This is a genomic window from Lacticaseibacillus sp. 22 (genome assembly GCF_055413445.1).
This window is the reverse complement of sequence record NZ_JBVAYD010000001.1, coordinates 163,398-185,483: the sequence shown is the minus strand read 5'-3', so window position 1 is coordinate 185,483 and position 22,086 is coordinate 163,398. Positions and strand designations below refer to the sequence as shown.

Below are 22,086 nucleotides of genomic sequence, written 5' to 3'. Positions count from 1 at the left end.
TTTTCAACGATTTTCATTTCAGTTTGTCAAAAAACGGCAACAGCATCGTTGCCGTTTTTTGACAAAACAGGAATGATCTCCTGTTTTGCGAATAGATTGACTTGATTACATTTCGTCGAAGAAGGTCCGAGCGATAACATCGTCTTGCTGTTCTTTGGTCAGGTCTGCAAAGTAGACGCAGTAACCGGAAACTCGAACAGTCAAAGTTGGATATTCTTCTGGGTGCTTCTGGGCATCAATCAACGTTTCTTTATTGAAGACGTTGATGTTAAGGTGCATGCCGCTATTTTCCATGTAGCCGTCAACCATGTGAACCAAGGTGTCCTTACGAGTTTCATCGTCATGGCCTAAGGTGTTCGGTGTTACCCCAAAGGTATTGCTGATCCCGTCTGTTGCATAGTGATATGGGATCTTGGCGGTTGACATCAAGGAAGCTAAAGCACCGTTCTTTTCAGCGCCATACGCTGGGTTGGCTCCAGGTGAGAATGGTTCGCCCTTCTGACGGCCGTTTGGTGTTGTCCCGGTATTCTTACCATAAACCACATTTGATGTAATGGTCAGAACACTGGTACTGAGCTTAGCACCGCGATACAGATGATGTGTATTCATCTTGTTGTAGAAGGTCTTAACCAACCACTTAGCAATGTTGTCTGCCCGGTCATCATTGTTACCATAACGCGGATAGTCATCATTGTCAGCAACAAAGTCGATTGCAACGCCATTTTCATCCCGAATTGCCTTCACGTGGCCATACTTGATGGCACTGATGGAATCAACCGCATGTGACAAACCGGAAATCCCGGTAGCAAACGTCCGATTCAGACGTGTATCCTTCAATGCCAACTGCGCAGCTTCATAGTAGTACTTGTCGTGCATGTAGTGAATAACATTCAGGGCATTGACATAGACATCTGCTAACCAGTCCATCATCTTGTCGAACTTCTTCATGAACTCGTCATAGTCAATGTAGTCGCTGGTGATCGGCTCGTATTCAGGTCCCACCTGTGCTTCCTGAATTTCGTCCTTACCACCGTTGATCGCATACAGCACGGTCTTGGCTAGGTTTGCTCGCGCCCCGAAGTACTGAACACCATCTGCAATTGGCTGTGCGGAAACACAGCAAGCAATGCCGTAATAGTCGGTTCCCCATTCGTTGCGCATCAGATCATCGTTTTCGTACTGAATGGTTGAACTTTGGATGGACACTTCAGTAGCATAACGTTTGAACCCTTCAGGAAGACGTTCGCTCCACAACAAGGTGATGTTTGGTTCCGGTGCCGCGCCCATGTTGTCCAAGGTCTTCAGGAAGCGGAACGCGGTCTTGGTAACATGATGACGGCCATCATTACCCATCCCTGCCAAGGACAGTGTTGCCCAGATCGGATCACCGGAGAACAGTGAGTTGTATTCTTCAGTCCGAATGAAACGTACCATCCGTAACTTCATAACCAAATGATCGATGAGTTCTTGTGCCTGCTCTTCATTCAGCTTGCCCAAACGCATATCCCGTTGAATATAGGCATCAATCACTGTATCGATACGGCCGACAGACATTGCCGCACCATTTTGGGTCTTAACGGCTGCCAGGTAACCGAAGTAGATCCACTGAACAGCTTCTTGAGCATTAGCAGCTGGGCGGGAAATGTCATAGCCGTATTCTTTGGCCATCTTCTTCATGTCATTCAAGGCACGATACTGTTCATTAATTTCTTCGCGCAGTTTGATAACATCATCTGTCATCTCGCCATCGCCGGTCAGGTTGTAATCGTTGAACTTCTCAGCCATCAGCCGGTCAATCCCATAAATAGCAATTCGAGGGAAGTCCGAAACGATCCGACCACGACCATAAGCATCCGGTAAGCCGGTCACAATCTTATAGTGGCGGGCTTTGCGCATTTCCGGCGTATAAGCATCAAAAACACCTTGGTTATGCGTCTTACGATATTCGGTAAAGATCTTGTGCTCATTAGCGTCGGTTTCGAAGCCATAGGATTTCAAAGCATCCTCAGCCATCCGGATACCGCCAAATGGCATGAATGCTCGCTTAAACGGCTTATCGGTTTGGACACCGACAATCTTTTCGAGGTCCTTATTCAGATAACCGGGGCCATGAGAAGTAATGGTCGATGGAATATTGTTATCTGCATCCAGTACACCGCCATTGGCACGTTCTTGCTTTTTCAGATTCAAAACCTGATTATTTAAAACAGTCGTTGCTTCAGTGGGGCCAGCAAGGAAACTCTCGTCCCCATCATATTGGTTCAGGTTATGCTCGATAAAATCGCGCACGTTAATTTCTTCTTGCCAGTCGCCGCCGTTAAAGCCTTCCCAATAATTAGGAACTTTGGTTTCGTCAAGCTGTTTCATAGGTATTGCCTCCTAAAGTGAATTACAGATGTGACAGTTCTTACAAACTCAGTATAACACGAAGGCAAATCTATGCAAGCGTTTTATCGCTGATATAACAGGCGTTTTGCTGTTTTTTTCGGTGTACTTTCCTGTTTCATAAAAAAAGCTTAATCATTAGCTTGATAAGTTGTGCACAACCGTACTGTCATATAATAAATAAAAAATTCTCCATCTGTATTAATACAGATGGAGAATTTTTTGTGTTACGGTTCAACCGGTGTTTCTTCACGTGTGCGTACGAAAACCGGTTTTCCTTGGACATCAGTATCAATCACAAAGGAACCATTAGAGTAGCGATCACCTGTCGGGTGGTTCACAGGCGTTAACGTGATCACTTTATCGGCATCGGTTAACACGTCCAGACGCGTGTTGTCATCGACTTGCATCATGGCGACAATGCGGTGCGGATCACGCTTTAATTCGCGTAAAACAAGCAATCCGCGGCGAGCACGGCTCATTTGACCGACTTCGCTTAACGCCATACGTTTAAACGCACCACGCTGAGTCAAAATGCCCACCACTGCTTTTTCTGGCTGCTTAACTAAGATAAAGTTAACCACCTCATCTTCCGGTTTGAGATCCATACTTTTGACCCCAGTAGCCCGGGCACCGACCGTGGAAACTTCATCCAGTGGGAAGTCGAGTCCATACGCATGTCGGCTGACAACAAAAACATCCTGGGCTTGATCGGTCGTGAAGTAAGCGTTGGTAACCACGGCACCCGGTGTTTTCAGTTTCATTGCCATCATTGGTTTGCGTTTATACGTGCGCTGCGGCTGCAAATCACTCAATGCCGTCTGCTTAATGTAGCCGTCACTGGAGCCAAGGACAAAGGTACCAGCAAGATCTAGCTGATCAAAAGCAAAGACCGCCAAAACCTTTTCATCGGTTCCCAAGCCAACTGTCTGGCTTAAATGTTCCCCAGTGTCCTTCCACCGCGCATCGCTAATTTCGTAAACGGGCCGATAAATGATATTACCGGCATTCGTGACGATGTAAAGATGTTGCAGGGTGCTTAACTCTCCGGTAAAAATCGCCAAATCATTGGGTTTTAAACCGTTATCTTCAGGATCAACAGCTTGGTAACTACGCAAGGAGCTGCGTTTGACATAGCCGTCGCGTGACACCTGGACCATCACGGTTTCATCAGCCACTGTGACCGTCGTTGCCACTTCGAGCGTTTCAATCTCGGCTTGAATACTGCTGCGCCGATCATCCCCGTACTCTTTAGCAATCCGTTTAAGTTCTTTTTCAATCACCCGATCACGCGAAGCCGGCTGCGCTAGAATGTCTTGATATTCGGCAATCGCCTTGGCCAGTTGTGCCGCCTCGTCCTGCAAAGCGGTAATGTCGGTATTCGTCAACCGATATAACTGCAAAGAAACAATGGCTTCAGCCTGCGCTTCGGAAAAATCAAATTGTTTGACCAAATTGCGTTTGGCATCCCCTTTATCTGAGGATGCACGAATCGCCGCAATGACCTGATCCAAAATGGACAACATTTTAATCAAGCCTTCAACAATGTGCTGCCGTGCCTGCGCTTTGTTTAACTCATAACGTGTCCGGCGTGTGACCACATCACGGCGATGCGCCACATAAGCTTCCAACATCGCCTTGAGCCCAAGCAATTTCGGTTGCATATCGGCAATCGCAACCATATTAAAGTTATATGTGATTTGCAGATCGGTATTTTTGAAGAGGTAATTCAAAATTCCATGGGCATCCGCTTCTTTTTTCAGCTCAATGACAACACTTAAGCCGAATCGATCACTTTCATCGCGAACTTCAGCGATACCGTCGACTTTTTTGTTAAGTCGTAGTTCATCGATTTTTTTGATCATTTGGGCCTTGTTGACATCATACGGAATTTCAGTGACCACAATCTTCTCGCGGCCGCCGCGAATGGTTTCAATGTGGGTGCGTGAGCGAACGACAATCTTTCCCCGGCCGGTTTCGTATGCCTGCTTGATCCCGTCAAGCCCTTGGATGATGCCGCCGGTTGGAAAATCGGGTCCCTTAACATACTGCATCAAGTCGGCTAAATCAGCTTGCGGATGTTTTAGCAGATACAAAATGGCATTGAACACTTCCCGCAAATTATGTGGCGGAATTTCAGTGGCATACCCTGCAGAGATCCCAGTAGCACCGTTGACGAGTAGATTAGGAAAACCCGCTGGCAGCACAGTCGGTTCCTGGGCAGTGTCATCAAAGTTTAAAACCATATCAACGGTTTCTTTATCAATATCCGCCAACATTTCCTTACTGATCTTGCTTAGCCGCGCTTCTGTATAACGCATCGCTGCTGGCGGATCCCCGTCCATTGACCCATTGTTACCGTGCATCTGAATTAACGGTGCGCGTAGTTTCCAGTCTTGGCTAAGCCGCACCATCGCTTCGTAAATCGAGCTGTCGCCATGAGGATGGTAATTACCCATGACATTACCGACACTTTTAGCCGACTTACGAAATCCTTTGTCATAGGTGTTGCCGTCTTGGTTCATCGCAAATAAAATGCGCCGTTGGACCGGTTTTAACCCGTCACGAACATCTGGCAGTGCGCGTTCTTGAATAATATATTTCGAGTACCGGCCAAACCGGTCGCCCATGACCTCTTCTAAGGTCAACTCTTGAATCTGATTGGCCAATGGCTTTTACTTCCTTTTCTTATCTAATTGCTTAACGATTTGCTTAGCTCCGAATTGCAACTTTTCATGGTTTGCCGTTGGAGTTTCCAAGATACTGCCTTCATCATCCAGATCAAACTTCACGTGATGTTCAATCCATTCACGTCGCGGTTCAACCCGATCGCCCATCAATGTCGTGACCCGGCGTTCTGCCAGCTGCGCATCGTCAATCCGAACCCGAATCAGCGTCCGCGTTTCGGGATTCATCGTGGTCTCCCATAGTTGATCGGCGTTCATTTCGCCAAGCCCTTTAAAGCGGGTCAAGGTATAGCCTTTGCCCATCGCCTTGGTTTCCTTAGCTAACTCTTCATCCGTCCACGCATAGCTGATCTTCGTTTTAGCGCCAGCACCTTTTTGCAAGCGGTACAACGGCGGCAGTGCGATATACACACGCCCGGCATCGATTAACGGCCGCATGTATCGGTAAAAGAAGGTCAACAGCAGGATCTGAATGTGCGCACCATCAGTATCGGCATCGGTCATAATAATGATCTTATTGTAGTTAGCCTGCTGGATGTCAAAATCGGCTCCGACACCGGCGCCAATGGTATAAATCATGGTATTGATTTCTTCGTTTTTGACGATATCCTGCAACTTGGCTTTTTGCGTATTCAAAACTTTCCCGCGTAATGGCAAAATTGCCTGGAACTTACGATCGCGTCCCTGCTTGGCAGAACCACCGGCGGAATCCCCTTCGACAAGATACAGTTCGTTGCGTTTAGGGTTTTTGGTCTGTGCCGGGGTCAGTTTACCGGAAAGCAGCCCCTGATCCTTTTTGCGTTTGCGCCCGGTCCGACTGTCATCACGGGCTTTGCGGGCGGCTTCACGGGCATCGCGGGCTTTAATGGCTTTGCGCACGAGTTCTTGCGATTCTTCACCGTTTTCCATCAAGAAGGTGGCAAGGTGGTCGTACACAATCCCATCGACAACGGTCCGTGCCTGAGGCGTCCCCAACTTGCCTTTGGTCTGGCCTTCAAACTGTAAGATCTCTTCCGGGATGCGGACACTCAAAATACCCGCAAAACCTTCGCGGACATCGCTGCCTTCAAGATTCTTATCGCGGTCTTTCAATAACCCGACTTTTCGGGCGAATTCATTAAAAGCACGCGTCATCCCGCTGCGCAATCCGATTTCATGCGTGCCGCCATCGCCAGTCCGAACATTGTTGACGAACGAAATAATGTTTTCAGAGTAGCCATCATTGTATTGACCGGCAAAATCAACGACAATGCCGTCCTTCTTGCCTTCAAAATTAATGACTTGCGATAAGGCGTCTTTACCTTCATTAAGGTATTTCACGAAACTAACCAAACCATCAGGATAATGATACTGATCATGCTTACCGGTCCGCTCATCGGTTAAATTAATGGTGATCGCCTTCAACAAAAACGCGGATTCGCGCAGTCGTTCGGCTAAGGTATCGTAATTGAAAACCGTGGTCTGGAAAACAGTCGGATCCGGCTTGAACGTGATGGTCGTGCCGTTGGGTTCGTTAACCTTGCCCAACTTCTGCAACCCGCCATCAGGATGTCCGCCATTAATAAAATGCTCTTCAAAGGCGTGTTTGTCCCGGACAACCCGAACCGTCAATGACTCAGACAGCGCATTGACGACACTTGAGCCGACACCGTGAAGGCCGCCTGATGTTTTATAACTATTCTGGTTAAACTTACCCCCAGCGTGCAACACCGTTAAGATGACTTCGATGGTCGGCTTACCACTAGGATGCATTCCCGTTGGCATCCCTCGACCATGATCTTGCACAGTCACAGAATTATCGGCGTGAATCGTGACATTAATTTCATCCCCAAACCCCGCGAGCGCTTCATCGACTGAGTTATCCACGATTTCATAAACCAAATGATGTAACCCGCGGCTATCGGTGGAACCAATATACATCCCGGGACGCTTACGAACGGCTTCTAATCCGTGTAGCACCTGAATGGATGAATCATTATATGCTTGCGTTGCTTTGTCCATAATAAACTCCCTTTTTGAAACAACTAATTTATAGAATACACCACGCAGAAGCGGAGGGCGAGCGCAGGAACGTTTAAGAAAACCCAATTTCTGTGATCACCGGCAAAATATCACAGTCAAAAACGCCTGTATGAAGCTGTCAAGATGCAATATAGTTCACAGATCGAATGTGTGTTCGTATTATTTTACCGGCGTATCCCTCAAAAGTCAAAAATGCTAAAATAGTTTTTAGTCTGAGAGGAGGGGCACATTTGGTACTTGTGCTTTGTTTTATACTTGCCTATTTCATCGGCGCCATTCCGTTTGGGGTGGTCGTTGGCAAACTATTTTATCATACGGATATTCGCCAAGGTGGCAGCCATAATATCGGAACCACCAATGCTTACCGGATGTTAGGACCGGTCGGCGGTACCCTAGTCTTGCTATTGGATATTCTAAAAGGAACACTGTCTGCCAGTTTACCGATTTTATTTGGGATTGACCACCACTGGCTAATCTTGGTTGTCGGGTTGGCAGCGGTATTGGGGCATACTTTTTCGATCTACATTGGTTTCAAAGGCGGAAAGGCTGTCGCAACCAGTGCCGGTATTTTGTTAGCGTATAACCCGCCATTTTTCTTCATCGCCTTTGCCATCTGGTTTAGCCTGATCTTATTAACGTCCATGGTGAGTGTGGCCAGTACGCTGGGGATGGTGATTATCACGTGCTGGTCATTGGTGTATCACGATTGGCTACTGACGACAGTTGCTTGCGGCTTACTGGTTGTCTTTTTCATCAAACATCGCGCCAATTTCAAACGCATCAAGGCCGGTGACGAAAATATGGTACCGTTTGGGCTCGGCCTATACCTGCGCAATCAGCGTCATCATGAATAATCACCCAAATACCTGACAATCAAAAAGACATCCCCTAGCGGATGTCTTTTTGTAATGGCACAACAAGCTTCGTTAATCAGTTAGAAAATGCTAATCGTGTAACCTTTCTCAAAAGCCGTTCCCGGTTCCAAACGGTTGATGCCGAGTTTCTTGGTCAGATCTCCGGTGGTGCCGATCGTATCCGCAATGCCCCACCACGGTTCGATGCAGACAAAATCGCCGGTCTTAGGGTATGGACTCCAAACACCAAGGTAAGGGGCGTCTTCCATGGTCACACTGACTCCGTGCTTGGTTTCATCAGAAAGTAAATTGAAGGTGGTTTTACCAAGCGGCGCAAAAATAAGCGCATCATTTTTAAACGTTTCGTGTGTCAGCGCTAGGTTGGCATCGGTCGCAGCCAAAGTTCGATGACTGTAATCAATACCTTGCCCAGCGACAAGCGGAATCTGCACCAGAGACTTACGCGGCTTGAAGTTCATGTAATAGTCCGCAAATTCGGTATCCGGCGTCATGGGAACGTTAAAACCCGGGTGTCCACCGATGCTGAAGTATAACGGTTCCGTTTTAGCGGGGTTATCGACGTGGTAGGTGACGTGCAGGTTATTATTTTCTAGCGCATAGGTAATGATGAGCCGAAAAGCAAACGGAAACATCGCCCGCGTTTTGTCATCATCTTTGAGCACGAGACTGGCTTTAAAAGGCGTTGCGGACACAACCGTAAAGTCACGATCACGCGCAAATCCGTGTTGCCCCATATGGTAAGTCTTGCCAGCGTAATGATATTGCTGATCAGCCAATGCACCGACAATCGGAAATAAAACCGGCGCATGGCGTGGCCAAACTTCAGGATCAGCCTGCCATAGTCGCTCACGGCCAGTCAGATTATCCTTAATACTGGTCAATTCAGCACCATGCCGACTGATGTTAACCGTTAAAAAGTCATTTGCAATCGTTACCATACATTCTCATCCTTTACCTAACAGTTCTTCAAAGTTACCTTACAAAATATAGCGCGTCATGTTGCTATCCGCGGCGATATGCCCAATCTTGTCGTCAACATACTGCTGGGTAACCGTGACGCTGCCCATCGCCATATCCGGACCTTCATAAAGCACATCTTCCAACAGTTTTTCGAGAATCGTTGCCAGTCGCCGGGCACCGATATTATCGGTATCATGGTTGACCTGAGTGGCGATTTCTGCGATACGTTCAACGGCCTCTTTCGTAAACGTGATTTTGACCCCGTCTGCGCCAATTAAGGCAATGTATTGTTTAATCAACGCATTGTCCGGCTCGGTCAAGATCCGCACGAAATCTTGTTCCGTTAAATCTTTTAACTCAACGCGAATTGGAAAACGTCCTTGCAACTCAGCAATCAAATCGCTTGGCTTGGCTTCTGCAAACGCGCCCGAGCCAATAAACAGAATGTGATCCGTATTAATCGGTCCGTATTTGGTGTTAATCTGTGAGCCTTCAACAATCGGCAAAATATCGCGCTGCACGCCTTCACGGGAAACTTCACCGCTCGTGTGTTTATCACCGGCTGCAATTTTATCAATTTCGTCGATGAAAATGATGCCGTTATTTTCCGCGCTTTGAATCGCATCATGATAAATATCGGCATGATTGACCAGTTTATCAGACTCTTCTTTAATGAAGATTTCGCGTGCTTCTTTGACGGTCATCGTGCGTTCAACTTTTTTCTTCGGCATTAAAGCGCCAATCGTGTCACTAAGGTCAATGCCCATTTGGCCGTACATATCACTCATGCCGCCGCCTTTTTTCTCGTCATTGACGGCAACGGTGATTTCACGATCCTCTAACAAGCCTTTTTCCAATTGCTCCGCCACGCTTAAACGGCGATTGCGAATGTCATCCGTCACTTCACCGCCAGCATCAGCATCGTCACCCGCGGGCATCTTGCCATTTTGCATGCCTTGCAACATACTCATCATTTCCGCCATCGGATTGCTATTTTTTTCTTTGCGAATAGCCGGTACCAAAATCTTAACCAGCCGCTTGTTAGCTTCTTTTTCCGCGCGAACCCGGACTTTTTTAAACTGCTTTTCTTCCTCCATGGCAACCGCCGTTTCGGCAAGATCGCGCACCATCGATTCAACGTCACGGCCAACATAGCCGACTTCAGTGAATTTAGTCGCTTCAACTTTAACAAACGGTGCTTCCACGATCTTGGCTAAGCGGCGCGCAATCTCAGTCTTCCCGACCCCGGTTGGCCCGATCATGAGCAAGTTCTTAGGCGTGATTTCTTCTTGCATCTTCGGCGACAACTGCATCCGCCGATAGCGATTATACAAAGCCACCGCCACGGCCCGCTTCGCCTCATCTTGACCAATCACATACTGATCAAGCTTTTCTACAATTTGCTTCGGTGTTTGTACTTCTACCATGGGAACCTCCTAAAAGAAAGTGAGCGTGAACCGACGCGCTTAGAAGTCGGAGTGTAAGTGGCCTTAGGCGTGATGGCCGGGCTTTGGCCATTGCGCCTAAGGGCCTTACACGCAGACTTCTGCGCCGGTGAACGCGTTACGGAGCGTGAGCCAGCACGCAATAAGCCTTTACATCCAGACCTCTGCACCAACGAACGCCCTAGAAACTCTCAACGATAATATTATGATTTGTAAAGATGTCAATATTACCAGCGATATTAACCGCTTCTTTAGCAATATCAGCCGGCGTCATGTCTGGTGAATGCCGCAACATTGCAATTGCGGCCGCTTGGGCAAAATTACCGCCCGACCCAATCGCCACCACGTCCTCGTCTGGGTCAATGACTTCTCCAGACCCTGAAACAAGCAGCAAATCATGCTCATCCATGACGATCATCATGGCCTCGAGTTTTTGCAAGGTTGGATCTTTACGCCAGTCTTGAGCCAAGGCAACTGCTGAACGTCGTAAGTTACCGGAATAATGCTCTAGTTTCTTTTCAAACCAGTCTTGAAGCGTAAACGCATCGGCGACCCCGCCGGCAAAACCGATAACGACCTGATCATGATAGATTCGGCGTACCTTTTGGGCATTGCCTTTCATGATCACTTTTTCGCCCAAAGTAACTTGGCCATCGCCGGCTAAAGCGGTCACGCCATCTTTTCTCACTGCTGCAATTGTTGTCATGGTATGCTCCTTTTTTGTTTCTTGATATCGGATAATCAATCAGAACTGGCAGTGTTGTTAAATCTGCCAATGTTCATACTTTAAAAAATTCATCGTGCAATTACATCATGCTTTAGTCTTAATTATGCTTCGGATAATATTTCATATATTCGTTTTTCAAATGCGCCATCGTCACGTGGGTATAGATCTGCGTCGTTGACAAGCTCGCGTGCCCCAGTAACTCCTGAACCGTGCGCAAGTCAGCCCCGTGATCCAGCATATGCGTGGCAAAGCTATGGCGGAGCATGTGGGGATGAATATTCGCGATCAGACTCGTTTGCTTGATTAATTGATCCAAAATATATTCAATACCACGTGCAGTAATCGGTCGACCATACTGGTTGACGAACACAAATCGATGCTGGACATCGCGCTTGTTCATCAGTGTCTGGCGACCGTCTTTGAGATAGGTCTGCAACGCACGCTGGGCATAGCGGCCAAACGGCACATAGCGATCCTTGTTGCCTTTCCCGTGAATCAGCAATAAGCCGGTATTAAAATCCACTTGATTCAACGTCAAGTTAGCACACTCGGAGACACGAATGCCGGTACCGTACAAAACCTCGAGTAATGCCCGATTACGTTGATCCAACGGGGTTTTTCCTTCTACCGTTTTAAAGAGTTCCTGTATTTCCGCCTCATAGAAAAACTGCGGCAAATGATGATGCTGCTTTTTTAACTCAACCAATTCAAACGGGTTGCGTTTCACAACATCAATCCGAACAAGATACCGATAAAAGCTCCGTAAACTACTGATTTTACGGGCAATGGAAGTTCGCGCCAACGCCTGCTTGTTCAAGTCCGTTAAATAGGTTTGAACGTCCAAGTCGTCCACTTTGCTAAAGTCGGTAAACCCACCATTCGCCTTAAGAAAAGCCTGGAATTCCTGAATGTCGTTTAAATAGGCCGTAACCGTTTCCGGCGAATACTGGCGCTCAACGGTTAAGTATTCCTGAAACGCTGCAAGTGGCTTCATCACGACATCCCTCCGCTTAATAGATTAACATAAAAAGAACGATTGTTGACGTTTTCAGCCACTAAACCTGCCGTAAATATAGGCGAAGACGGGCTAAAAAAACTGCAATCCGCCACCATTATTCGCTCATTGAGTACTTGGCGAACATGACGACCCGTGATCATGAAAAAATCCCGGTTACCCGAGATCATTTTCCAATTTTAGGACTGATGTGCGCCTTGTAATTCAGTTTGAAAAGTTGCCAGATCATTCAATGCGCGCTCTGCGAGTTGTTGATTCCGTTCTTTTTTATTCCGAACCTTGACTGCTAACGGCGGCATAATACCAAAATTAGCATTCATCGGCTGAAAGTGACTTGGCGAGGTGTGGGTAATATAGTGTGCCATAGCCCCCATCGCAGTTGTTTGCGGAAAAGCGATGGGCGTTTGCCCCAAAGCCAGACGCGCCGCATTGGTACCGGCAATCAGGCCACTAGCCGCGCTTTCAACGTAACCTTCAACCCCGGTCATTTGCCCGGCAAAGAAGAGATCACCGCGGCGTTTGGACGCATAAGTCGGCTCAAGAACCACTGGCGATTTCATAAATGTATTGCGATGCATGACGCCATAACGGACGATCTGAGCATGTTCCAGACCCGGAATCATGCGGAAAACCCGCTTTTGCTCACCCCATTTAAGGTGCGTTTGAAAACCAACAATGTTATAAAGACTGGCTGCAGCATTATCCTGACGCAACTGCACCACCGCATATGGCGTCTTGCCGGTTTTGGGATCTTCCAGGCCAACCGGTTTCAGCGGACCAAATAGCATGGTTTTGATCCCGCGCTTGGCCATTACCTCAATTGGCATGCAACCTTCAAACACCGTCATCTTTTCAAAATCGTGACCTTCAGCAACCTCAGCTGTCACCAGCGCCTTGTAAAATGCCTGAAATTCTTCCTTATTCATCGGGCAATTCAAATAAGCAGCCTCACCCCGGTCATAACGCGATTTTTTATAAACGATGTCGTTATCAATCGTGCTGGCGTCGATAATCGGCGCCGCAGCATCAAAGAAGGACAAGCCTGCTTCGCCATTCAACGCAACAATCGCATCGGCAAGTCCCGGCGCTGTCAATGGCCCGGTCGCTACAACGGTTATGCCAGCCGGAAAATCGGTTAATACGTCATGAATGACATGAATATGGGGATGGTTTGTCAGCTGCCGGGTCACCAGCTCGGAAAACGGCTCGCGATCCACGGCTAGCGCACCACCGGCAGGAACCGCGGTTGCATCGGCACTTTGCATGATAATGGAATGCAGCCGCCGCATTTCTTCTTTTAAAAGTCCGACCGCATTAGTAATTTGATTAGCGCGCAGTGAGTTCGTACAGACGAGTTCGGCAAAATTACCGGTGTGATGTGCCGGCGTCATCTTCACGGGGCGCATTTCGTAGAGATTAACATCGACGCCGGCTTGGGCAATTTGCCAGGCAGCTTCTGAACCGGCAAGCCCGGCTCCAATAACGTTAACAGTAGGCATCATGAATTCCTCCTTGGTGAGGTTATTAATTTGATTGAATGGATCACTGATCTTAAGACGTTTATCTTGGTTGTGTTTGGTTATTTTTAAGCGATTCTGCTCGCACTTTGCCTTAGTGTACCCGAAAAAAACAGCAGGTACAAAGGATCCGTACTTGCTGTCAGGTGATTTATGCTTTTTGTAAGGCTTCTTTGTAATCGTTGTTGGGACAGACGACTTGGGTGCCGGCTTTAGATTTCTTTTCGACTAAGAAATGTCCGCAAACCGGGCAGTCGCGGCCGACCGGTTTATCCCAGGAAACAAAGTCACAGTCAGGGTAACGAGAGCAGCCATAAAAGACGCGGTTACGCTTGCTCTTGCGTTCCACAACCTGCCCTTTGTGACACTTAGGACAAATAACGCCGATTTCTTTGACGATCGCTTTGGTGTTACGGCAGTCAGGGAATCGGGAGCAGGCGTAGAATTTGCCATAACGTCCCATTTTGATCACCATTGGCGCGCCACAGATATCGCAGTTAAAGCCGGCCGGTTCATCCTTGATTTGGATTTTTTCAATCCCGGTCTCGGCGTGCGCAACTTCTTTTTCAAACGGCTTATAGAATTGGTCGATGACTTTGACCCAATTGGCTTCGCCGGTTTCGATACTGTCAAGTTCGGATTCGATATTCGCCGTAAACTTGATATTGACGATGTCCGGGAAAAATTCAACGATCAAACTATTGACGATTTCGCCTAATTCCGTGGGCTCAAAGCGGCGGGCGTTGAGTTTGACGTAATAGCGCTTCTGAATGGTTTCGATGGTCGGTGCATACGTCGATGGGCGGCCAACCCCGTTTTCTTCCAGAGCCTTAACCAAGTTGGCTTCAGAATAACGTGCCGGTGGTTGGGTAAAGTGTTGCGCCGGATCGGTTTTCAGCATCTTCACAGCATCGCCGACTGCAAGCGGTGGTAAAACGTTATCCTTTTCATCGCTATCACGCGAGGAAACGTATAGCTTGGTAAAGCCTTCAAACTTCATTTGGCTGCCATTTGCCCGGAACGTCACGTCATTTTGATTGAGCGTGACGGCGACTGTGTCAATAATCGCCGGCGTCATTTCGCTAGCAACAAAGCGACTCCAGATCAAACGGTACAGTTTCATCTGATCTTTGTCTAAAACCGACGCCAAGCTTTCCGGTGTTCGTAACGTACTCGTCGGCCGGATGGCTTCGTGGGCATCCTGAGCCCCTTCTTGAAGCTTACCTTGGCGAATTTTGACAGCGGCATAAGCCTCGCCATATTTTTCATGCAAATAATGACTCGTTTCGGTTTTGGCAACGTTGGAAACCCGGGTTGAATCAGTACGCATATACGTAATGAGCCCAACCGTACCCAACTTGCCGCCTAAGTTAATCCCTTCATAGAGCTGCTGGGCTAACATCATGGTCTTACGAGTGCGGAATCCTAGCTTACGGTTGGCTTCCTGTTGCAAGGTACTGGTGGTAAATGGCGGTGCAGGGAAACGTTTGCGTTCTTTTTTAACCACATTGGTAACGGAAAACGGCTTCGTCTTGTCAATCTGACTTAAGACTTTTTGAACCGCCTCATTGTTCTTCAGCGCCATTTTCTTGTTTTTGATGCCATAAAAACTGGCGGAGAATTTCTTGCTGCGGCCTTTTTGGAATTCGGCATCCAAGGACCAATATTCTTCAGGAATAAAGTTCTTGATTTCATTTTCACGGTCAATGATGAGCTTTAACGCAACACTTTGAACCCGACCGGCACTCAGGCCCTTTTTGACCTTCTTCCACAACAGCGGGCTGATCGAGTACCCCACGAGCCGATCGAGAATTCGGCGTGCTTGTTGCGCATCGACAAGATCCATATCAATACCACGAGGGGTTTTAAATGCATTTTTTACGGCATCTTTGGTGATTTCGTTAAAAACAACCCGATTCTTGGCATTCGGATCAAGCCCTAAGATATGACTGACATGCCAGGCAATTGCTTCTCCTTCACGATCCGGATCGGCGGCGAGATAAACGCGGCTGGCTTTTTTTGCGTCTTTTTTTAAAGATTTAATCACATCGCCTTTACCCCGAATCGAGATGTACTTGGGTTTGTAGTTATTTTCAACATCGACGCCCATCTGACTCTTAGGTAAATCACGGATATGGCCTAAACTGGCAACAACTTTATAGGTGCGACCAAGATACTTCTCAATGGTCTTGGCTTTGGCTGGCGATTCAACAATGACTAACTTCTTGTCGGCCATGAACGCGCTCCTTCCGGTGGCATTGCTACAATAAGCAAGCCCTGTTTAATTTGTGCAGGCTGACGATTCACCGTCAACGCTTCATGAGTTTCAGCTAGGCAAAAAATTTACGGTGCGTCTCGCTGCTTAAAACGGGTGCCATCTTGCCTGCTGGCTCAAAACAGTTGCTATCATAAGCTAGTCATTTTGCTCTTGTCAAATCAAACGAAAATTTTTCTACTATAAAGTAAGCAGATTTTGACACTTTACGGGTAAAAATGCAGATTTTCCATTAAGGTTTCCGGACCGGTGACAATGGCGGCCCCTGCTTGAATTAATGCGTTGGTGCCTGCACCTAGCACATCGCCAAACCGATTGGGCAGCGCAAAAACTTCGCGATTATGTTGCAAGGCATAGTTAGCCGTAATCAGACTGCCGCTTTTAATTTCGGCTTCGGTTACCATGACGCCATGCGCTAAACCGGCAATGATGCGATTACGCGCCACAAATTGAAAGCGTTGCGGTGCTGTTCCCGGAGGATATTCGCTTACAACCAATCCCACCCGACTAATTTGTCGCTGTAAGCTGCGATTCTTAGCCGGATACACTTGATCGATGCCGTTAGCAATCACGGCAATCGTCGGTAGTCCGGCTGCAAGTGCCGCTTCATGCGCCATACTGTCAGCACCAGCGGCTAACCCACTAACAATTGTCATAGGCGGTAATTGCGGAAACAGTCGCGTCAGTGCTTCAGCTGAATAGTTGGTTGCCTTCCGCGAACCGACGACCCCTAAAGTTAATTGATTGATTAAGCCGAGATTGCCTTGATAAAAGAGGACAGACGGTGGCTGCGGGATTTCGCGCAGGCGCGGAGGATAGGCAGTATCAACAAACGTCAGATACGGGGTCTCGCGTGCTGCACTTAATATCCGTGCAACTGCTGGCGTTAATTTCTGTTTGAGGTCATTTTGATAGGTACTTAGATCAGCTTTTTTCAAAATGGCTTGCTGTAAACTAACTGCCAAGCGCGGATTCTGATGGGTGGCCAAGTGCCATGCTAATAAAAAATCACGTAATGTCATGCTGTCTTCCTCCTACTTGAACATTACGCGAATATTTTAAGAAACATCTAGGATTTCAGACAATGTCGTACCGGTCCAAAACTGCGCCGGTGAATCGGCGTCACGCCATGAGTAGCTAATCCGGCTAAATGTGCTTTCGTACCATAACCCATGTTGTCTTTAAAATCATAGCCCGGGTAAACCCGATCATACATCACCATTAAGCGATCCCGAATGACTTTGGCGACAATACTTGCAGCCGCAATGCTGATACTATTGGCATCCCCTTTGATGAGCCGTTCTTGCGGCAAATTAACGGGGACATGCATGGCGTCAACCAGTAAAAACTCTGGGGCAACCCGCAAATGCGAAACTGCTTGTGCCATCGCTAGCTCCGTCGCATGGTAAATATTTTCCCGATCAATTTCGTGATTATCTGCCACCCCGATACCAACCGCAATGGCTTCCGTCAAAATATGCGGATACAAGACATCACGTTCATGCGCTGTCAGCTGCTTAGAATCGTTCACCGGCCATTTAAACTGATGCGGCAAGATAACGGCGGCGGTGACAACTGGGCCAGCAAGTGGTCCGCGCCCTACTTCGTCTAACCCTGCAACATGGGAATACATTTTCCATAACTTACGCTCATACCTGCTACGATATCGTAGCGCAACCGCTTCTGCTGCTTGATGGTCCTGTCGGCGTTGATAAGCCGCCAAGAGTTTCCGCGCCCCAATCCGACTATCCTGCTCTAGCGCCGTTAAAACCGCGGGATCAACATGATCAGCTTGTAAAAGAGTTTTATACTCACTCAGCGTCGGCATCTAATTCACCCGGTTTCTCTAACGTAAATCGACCTAACTTTCCTTGGCGCGCATCGAAAATCAGCCGTTCCGCCATCCGATTAAATTCCTCACCAAATCCTTGCGTTTTCGTTAGTTTTACCAATACATCATGCGGTGCAGCCTGCAGATCCGTGTCAGTCAGATGATATGCTTTTTTCAACGCCGCCGGATAATGCGCCATAAAATAGTTCAGTCCATACAAACCAACCACATCCTCCTGGAAAACGGCGTCGGCAATTGCTCCCGTGAATGCCAAGCGCATCCCGATTGTCTGGGAGGCAAACTTTGGCCAAAGAATTCCGGGCGTATCAAGTAATTGAAAGTTGTCGCTCGCTTTTAGCCATTGTTGATTCTTGGTTACCCCGGGCTTGTTGCCGGTCACCGCGATATTTTTTCGAACCAACCGATTCAAAACCGTTGATTTCCCAACGTTAGGAATACCAATACACATTGCCTTAATCATGGGATTGCGAATTCCGCGGGCTTTTTTCCGCGCTATCTTTTCCGCCATTAACTTCGCGGCCGCTTGGGGGATCTGCTGTAGCCGCTTAGCATGTTGTGCATCAATCGCAATTGCAGCAAAGCCTTGTGTTTGATAATACCGAACCCATTCATTCGTCAGTACAGGATCAGCCAAGTCCTGCTTGTTTAAAATGATAAGCCGCGGTTTATCACCCACCAATTCATCTAGCATCGGATTACGTGACGATTCAGGCGTTCGAGCATCAACGACTTCAAGAATCAGATCAACTTGTTTAATTTTTTCCTGTACTTGCTTACGGGCCTTGGCCATATGACCGGGGAACCATTGAATTGCCAAAATATTTCAAACTCCTTTTATTTACAATTTAAGGCAGCAACGTATTTTTGAATATAGCGGGCTCTGTCCTTAAAGTGATACTGCATGACATAGCGCGGGTGCTCTAATGGGACAATGCTACCAAAGAAATGATACGTCTGATTGATACTTGTTAGCACCTTAAAATTCTCGCCACTACCAATACAGTAACAAACTGAGGTGTCTACGCCTAATTTGATTTGCTCCTGCAATGAAGCAACTATGAATGGCATTAGTCTATCCTTAATCACGTTAGTTTCATAATAATTACTATTTATCACGTTTCCTTTAGCACTTATTTTACTTAACCCCAAAGGACAAGCAAAGCTCATGTAGAAGTCACTATAAAATTTTCTCTTGCCACCATATTGCTGCATTACATCATATAAGAAGTTTGTTGACGATGGCTTAATCTGGAACTTCGCCACAGCGATACCTGTCTCTGCTTGTAACTCGGCTGCATCTTCAAAGGGAACTCCTGTTATGGCAGTGCCTTTTCGCGCGGGCGAGCTCCCCAAGATTAATCGCCGTTTGTGATTATCATTAAAATATTTATGATAAAAAGCTGCCGTGATCTGGTCAACTGCATGCTTCTGCTTTCCGCTATATGGATTCACCAACTGATAGCAACCAGGTAACGTCATTTTGACGCTTGCCAGTCGTTGATGAAGGGTTAGAACTTTGGTGGCGAAATTCGCTTGTTCATTCATTTAGACTCCTCGTTTGCAAATAGGTTCGAATTAGGCAGCTACTTAAAGGCGATAGCAGCCGTGCCTTGGGTATGTGTGCATGACACTATTTTACTCCTTGCTCTTCACCGTGATAAAGAAATGTCCTAACTGCACCATAATCTCTTTGCTCAGGGGGATTGATTGTCCACGACATGACTTCAGAATTAACGCGGTAAAAGAACAGTCCTCGTCGCTCATACAAGTTATAAAAATACGTGGTGCTATGAAATGACCTCTTTGTCCATATCAAGTGGTATGCTCTACCATTCATGTGAATTGCAGCTTCATGCTCACCCCAAAATTGAATCATGTCAGTCTGTCCAAAAGTAGAAATAACAGTTTGATGAACGCTTGTATTGAATAAAAGTAATCCCAAAACAATCAAGCCATGAGAGAGACGAACTTGAAACCTTGTTCGTTGCGTTCGCCTATTATTCAAATAAATTTCTCTAATAAGAAAAAACAAAAACCAGGCAAGCGAACCTACACCAAGAAGTGTCTGAATCATTGTGTGACTCGCAAAGATTAGAGATATAAGAAAAAATACGATCAACACCACTATTGTGTTCAAATACTTCCAATAAGTCGTCAGATTCACCCCTTTATTTTCCATAAATCGTTGCACTATATTGATCGATCGGAATAGCCGGATTTAAATCTTCCACATTAATTGTCTTAATTTACACCTGGCCGCTTAAACTCATTCTCCAGCTTAAATTCAAGCCTTGGTGCTTTCTCATCGATACATTCTTTCCAAAAGTCGACATGAACCTGATCAATCGGATTAGTGCTGCGGGTAACATCAGGAATGGGCGCCGTCTGTTCAGAATACCAACAAAGGTACATCCGTCCATTAACTGAAACAGAAAAAATACGTTCCACTTCTATGTTCTCAGGGCCAAGGGTCTCGTTGACTGCTTCTTGATGACCTTTTAAAAAAGACATCCATTCTTTTGCTCGCTCAACTTTGTTTGGATACACTGCAAAGCCTTCTAATTCAATCAAACAGAGGTTTCTCCTTTCGTTATCTTTTTTATTTTAGCAGATTAAAAACGCGCCCACACCCTCAAAGGCATGCGCGCGCATTGATATTGATTCAAACGAACTATTTCGTAACTTCCTTGACAGCAGCCGCTACCATCGGATCATCCTTCGTCAGTTGAGCACTGAGCTTTTGTGCCAGTGCGGCTAAGGTGTCTTGATCGGCAGTACCGCTTGCGTCCAGCTCGTTGGCCTCCTGGAAGGATTTAACGGCGGCCTGGGTCGCATCATCGTATTGACCGTTGACCGTAGCTGAGCCGATCTTTAAGGCTTTTAGCATCTGTTGCAGCGATTTCACATCACTGCCCTTGTCACCGGGTTTGAGTTGGGTTGCATTGATTAACGTTATTTTGGCTGCTGCTGGGTAAGCAACTTTCACATCAGGCGTTAGACCTTTGTGGTTGATCCAGGTGCCATCTGGCGTTAACCATTTGGCAACGGTCAGCTTGAGTTCTTTGTTGCTGCTCATCTCGCCGACATTTTGAACGGTGCCTTTACCAAAGCTCTTTTCGCCAACTAGCGGAATTTGACTGTTCTGGTGCAGTGCTGCTGCGGTGATTTCACTGGCAGAGGCGGAATTACCATCAATAAGCACCGCGGTTTTTTCAGTCACTTTGAAGCCGCCATCAAGCTTTTTGCCTGCTTTGTAGACTTCCTTTGCACCATTGCGATCTTCAATCTGCATGACGGTCTGGCCGTTTTTGGAGAACATCGAGCTGATTGACAAAGCAGCCGTCATCATCCCACCCGGATTTTGCCGTAAGTCCAGGATAAAGGATTTAGCGCCTTCTTTGCGTAATTTCTTGACAGTCGCTTTGAATTGCTTAACAGTCGGTTCGCTGAAGGTCGAAATCGTAATGACCCCAACCTGTTTATTCGCAGGCGCAAGTTTCCCGATCACCGTGTCAACGGTAATCTTTTTCCGCTTCATGGAGAAGGTGGCCTGCTTGCTGCCGCGTTTAACGGTCACTGCTACTGTGGTGCCGATTTTGCCACGAATTTTGGCAACTGCTTGGGTGACGGTTTTTTTAGACACATCTTTACCATTCACTTTAAGCAGCACATCGCCGACCTTCATACCTGCTTTTTTCGCCGGTGTTCCCGGTAGAATGCTGGCAATGGAAAGGCTGTTGTGATCCTGCTGAATGGTTGCACCAATCCCGCCAAATGAAGCAGAAATGGTGTCGTCTAAATTGGTTTTGTCATTGTTTTGCAAATAAACCGAATATGGGTCATCAAGAGAACTTAACATGCCCTTGATCGCCCCATCGGTCAGTTTGGTTGTGCTGACCTGTTTATAATAATTATTCGTAACCGTTTCATAGGCCGAAATCACCGGTGCTAAGGCTTTGGGAACTCCGGTTTTAAGGACAGACTGTTGTGCTTGCTGATATGACAGGGCATAACCACCTGCCGCACCGCCACCAAGCGCAACTAGGAATAAAACAATGACCGCCCACAATGGCACCTTGTGTTTATTGATATGAATCGCCTCCTGTGCTTTCACTGGCTTCGTAATCACGGTATGTTTCGTCAAAAATGGCCATCGTCGGTAAATAATTACCGTTGAGTTCTAAATAATCACTTAACCGATGATAATCTTTTTCATGTTTCGGAAAGCTTTGATCCAGGAAAGCATTTTTGGCAAATTCCGCTACCTCGCTGTGGTCATTGGGGTTACGCAGCGTCATAAGATACTCGTAAAAAGTCCGATGCATG

At 47.0% G+C, this 22,086-nt stretch carries 18 protein-coding genes; 1 reads left to right on the top strand and 17 read right to left on the bottom strand.

From position 1 onward, the window contains the following. Nucleotides 1-105: 105 nt before the first annotated feature. The 3 genes from pflB to parE all read right to left on the bottom strand — a co-directional run bounded on the left by pflB (nucleotide 106) and on the right by parE (nucleotide 7,073). Nucleotides 106-2,367 carry a formate C-acetyltransferase gene (gene pflB / locus ACWP87_RS00820; RefSeq protein ID WP_005687528.1) on the bottom strand — a complete coding sequence of 754 codons (2,262 nt, stop codon included), beginning with the start codon at nucleotides 2,365-2,367 and terminating at the stop codon, nucleotides 106-108. Between the two features lie 245 nt (nucleotides 2,368-2,612). Next, a complete protein-coding gene (parC, locus tag ACWP87_RS00815) occupies nucleotides 2,613-5,054 on the bottom strand; it encodes a DNA topoisomerase IV subunit A (protein WP_005688007.1) in 2,442 nt (813 codons plus the stop codon). Nucleotides 5,055-5,060: 6 nt separating this feature from the next. Beyond that, complete coding sequence (gene parE, locus ACWP87_RS00810) at nucleotides 5,061-7,073, bottom strand: DNA topoisomerase IV subunit B (protein WP_005688009.1); 2,013 nt, start codon at nucleotides 7,071-7,073, stop codon at nucleotides 5,061-5,063. Nucleotides 7,074-7,324: 251 nt separating this feature from the next. Between parE and plsY the strand changes: the two genes are divergently transcribed. Further along, the gene (gene plsY / locus ACWP87_RS00805; RefSeq protein WP_005688010.1) at nucleotides 7,325-7,948 is read left to right on the top strand and encodes a glycerol-3-phosphate 1-O-acyltransferase PlsY; all 624 of its coding nucleotides are present in this window, start codon (nucleotides 7,325-7,327) and stop codon (nucleotides 7,946-7,948) included. An 80-nt stretch (nucleotides 7,949-8,028) separates the two neighbouring features. On the opposite strand, the gene ACWP87_RS00800 is transcribed toward plsY, so the two are convergent. The 14 genes from ACWP87_RS00800 to ACWP87_RS00735 all read right to left on the bottom strand — a co-directional run bounded on the left by ACWP87_RS00800 (nucleotide 8,029) and on the right by ACWP87_RS00735 (nucleotide 22,085). Then, entirely contained in the window at nucleotides 8,029-8,907 is an 879-nt protein-coding gene (locus ACWP87_RS00800; RefSeq protein WP_005688012.1) for an aldose 1-epimerase family protein, read from the bottom strand. A 39-nt stretch (nucleotides 8,908-8,946) separates the two neighbouring features. Further along, complete coding sequence (hslU, locus tag ACWP87_RS00795) at nucleotides 8,947-10,356, bottom strand: ATP-dependent protease ATPase subunit HslU (RefSeq protein WP_005710545.1); 1,410 nt, start codon at nucleotides 10,354-10,356, stop codon at nucleotides 8,947-8,949. Between the two features lie 199 nt (nucleotides 10,357-10,555). Then, on the bottom strand, nucleotides 10,556-11,080 hold the full coding sequence (gene hslV / locus ACWP87_RS00790; RefSeq protein ID WP_005688016.1) for an ATP-dependent protease subunit HslV: 525 nt from the start codon (nucleotides 11,078-11,080) through the stop codon (nucleotides 10,556-10,558). A gap of 118 nt (nucleotides 11,081-11,198) precedes the next feature. After that, nucleotides 11,199-12,095, bottom strand: a complete 897-nt coding sequence (gene xerC, locus ACWP87_RS00785; protein ID WP_005688018.1) for a tyrosine recombinase XerC — start codon at nucleotides 12,093-12,095, stop codon at nucleotides 11,199-11,201. A 200-nt stretch (nucleotides 12,096-12,295) separates the two neighbouring features. Further along, the gene (gene trmFO / locus ACWP87_RS00780; protein ID WP_005688020.1) at nucleotides 12,296-13,615 is read right to left on the bottom strand and encodes a methylenetetrahydrofolate--tRNA-(uracil(54)-C(5))-methyltransferase (FADH(2)-oxidizing) TrmFO; all 1,320 of its coding nucleotides are present in this window, start codon (nucleotides 13,613-13,615) and stop codon (nucleotides 12,296-12,298) included. Between the two features lie 169 nt (nucleotides 13,616-13,784). Further along, nucleotides 13,785-15,869 (bottom strand): type I DNA topoisomerase, encoded by a 2,085-nt coding sequence (topA, locus tag ACWP87_RS00775; RefSeq protein ID WP_005688022.1) that lies wholly within the window; start codon nucleotides 15,867-15,869, stop codon nucleotides 13,785-13,787. Nucleotides 15,870-16,114: 245 nt separating this feature from the next. Next, on the bottom strand, nucleotides 16,115-16,930 hold the full coding sequence (gene dprA / locus ACWP87_RS00770) for a DNA-processing protein DprA (RefSeq protein WP_005688023.1): 816 nt from the start codon (nucleotides 16,928-16,930) through the stop codon (nucleotides 16,115-16,117). 47 nt (nucleotides 16,931-16,977) lie between these two features. Then, nucleotides 16,978-17,736: a ribonuclease HII gene (locus ACWP87_RS00765; RefSeq protein WP_005688024.1), complete on the bottom strand. Its 759-nt coding sequence runs from the start codon at nucleotides 17,734-17,736 to the stop codon at nucleotides 16,978-16,980. Further along, entirely contained in the window at nucleotides 17,720-18,580 is an 861-nt protein-coding gene (ylqF, locus tag ACWP87_RS00760; RefSeq protein WP_087307817.1) for a ribosome biogenesis GTPase YlqF, read from the bottom strand. The genes ACWP87_RS00765 and ylqF overlap by 17 nt, the downstream gene beginning before the upstream one ends. Nucleotides 18,581-18,594: 14 nt before the next feature. Further along, nucleotides 18,595-19,305, bottom strand: coding sequence for a uracil-DNA glycosylase family protein (locus ACWP87_RS00755; RefSeq protein WP_014569641.1), 711 nt, complete (start codon nucleotides 19,303-19,305; stop codon nucleotides 18,595-18,597). An 85-nt stretch (nucleotides 19,306-19,390) separates the two neighbouring features. Next, nucleotides 19,391-19,939: a hypothetical protein gene (locus ACWP87_RS00750; protein WP_014569640.1), complete on the bottom strand. Its 549-nt coding sequence runs from the start codon at nucleotides 19,937-19,939 to the stop codon at nucleotides 19,391-19,393. Between the two features lie 62 nt (nucleotides 19,940-20,001). Further along, on the bottom strand, nucleotides 20,002-20,331 hold the full coding sequence (locus ACWP87_RS00745) for a DUF6176 family protein (RefSeq protein ID WP_014569639.1): 330 nt from the start codon (nucleotides 20,329-20,331) through the stop codon (nucleotides 20,002-20,004). Nucleotides 20,332-20,431: 100 nt separating this feature from the next. Next, complete coding sequence (locus ACWP87_RS00740; protein ID WP_014569638.1) at nucleotides 20,432-21,874, bottom strand: S41 family peptidase; 1,443 nt, start codon at nucleotides 21,872-21,874, stop codon at nucleotides 20,432-20,434. Then, the gene (locus tag ACWP87_RS00735) at nucleotides 21,843-22,085 is read right to left on the bottom strand and encodes a YozE family protein (RefSeq protein WP_005686399.1); all 243 of its coding nucleotides are present in this window, start codon (nucleotides 22,083-22,085) and stop codon (nucleotides 21,843-21,845) included. Before ACWP87_RS00735 ends, ACWP87_RS00740 begins: the two co-directional genes overlap by 32 nt. Nucleotide 22,086: the final 1 nt, after the last annotated feature.

Coding starts and splice junctions, on each gene's coding strand:
- pflB (WP_005687528.1), bottom strand. CDS start 2,367: ATGAAACAGCTTGACGAAACCAAAGTTCCTAATTATTGGGAAGGCTTT.
- parE (WP_005688009.1), bottom strand. CDS start 7,073: ATGGACAAAGCAACGCAAGCATATAATGATTCATCCATTCAGGTGCTA.
- ACWP87_RS00800 (WP_005688012.1), bottom strand. CDS start 8,907: ATGGTAACGATTGCAAATGACTTTTTAACGGTTAACATCAGTCGGCAT.
- hslU (WP_005710545.1), bottom strand. CDS start 10,356: ATGGTAGAAGTACAAACACCGAAGCAAATTGTAGAAAAGCTTGATCAG.
- hslV (WP_005688016.1), bottom strand. CDS start 11,080: ATGACAACAATTGCAGCAGTGAGAAAAGATGGCGTGACCGCTTTAGCC.
- xerC (WP_005688018.1), bottom strand. CDS start 12,095: ATGAAGCCACTTGCAGCGTTTCAGGAATACTTAACCGTTGAGCGCCAG.
- trmFO (WP_005688020.1), bottom strand. CDS start 13,615: ATGCCTACTGTTAACGTTATTGGAGCCGGGCTTGCCGGTTCAGAAGCT.
- topA (WP_005688022.1), bottom strand. CDS start 15,869: ATGGCCGACAAGAAGTTAGTCATTGTTGAATCGCCAGCCAAAGCCAAG.
- dprA (WP_005688023.1), bottom strand. CDS start 16,930: ATGACATTACGTGATTTTTTATTAGCATGGCACTTGGCCACCCATCAG.
- ACWP87_RS00765 (WP_005688024.1), bottom strand. CDS start 17,736: ATGCCGACGCTGAGTGAGTATAAAACTCTTTTACAAGCTGATCATGTT.
- ACWP87_RS00755 (WP_014569641.1), bottom strand. CDS start 19,305: ATGAATGAACAAGCGAATTTCGCCACCAAAGTTCTAACCCTTCATCAA.
- ACWP87_RS00750 (WP_014569640.1), bottom strand. CDS start 19,939: ATGGAAAATAAAGGGGTGAATCTGACGACTTATTGGAAGTATTTGAAC.
- ACWP87_RS00735 (WP_005686399.1), bottom strand. CDS start 22,085: ATGCATCGGACTTTTTACGAGTATCTTATGACGCTGCGTAACCCCAAT.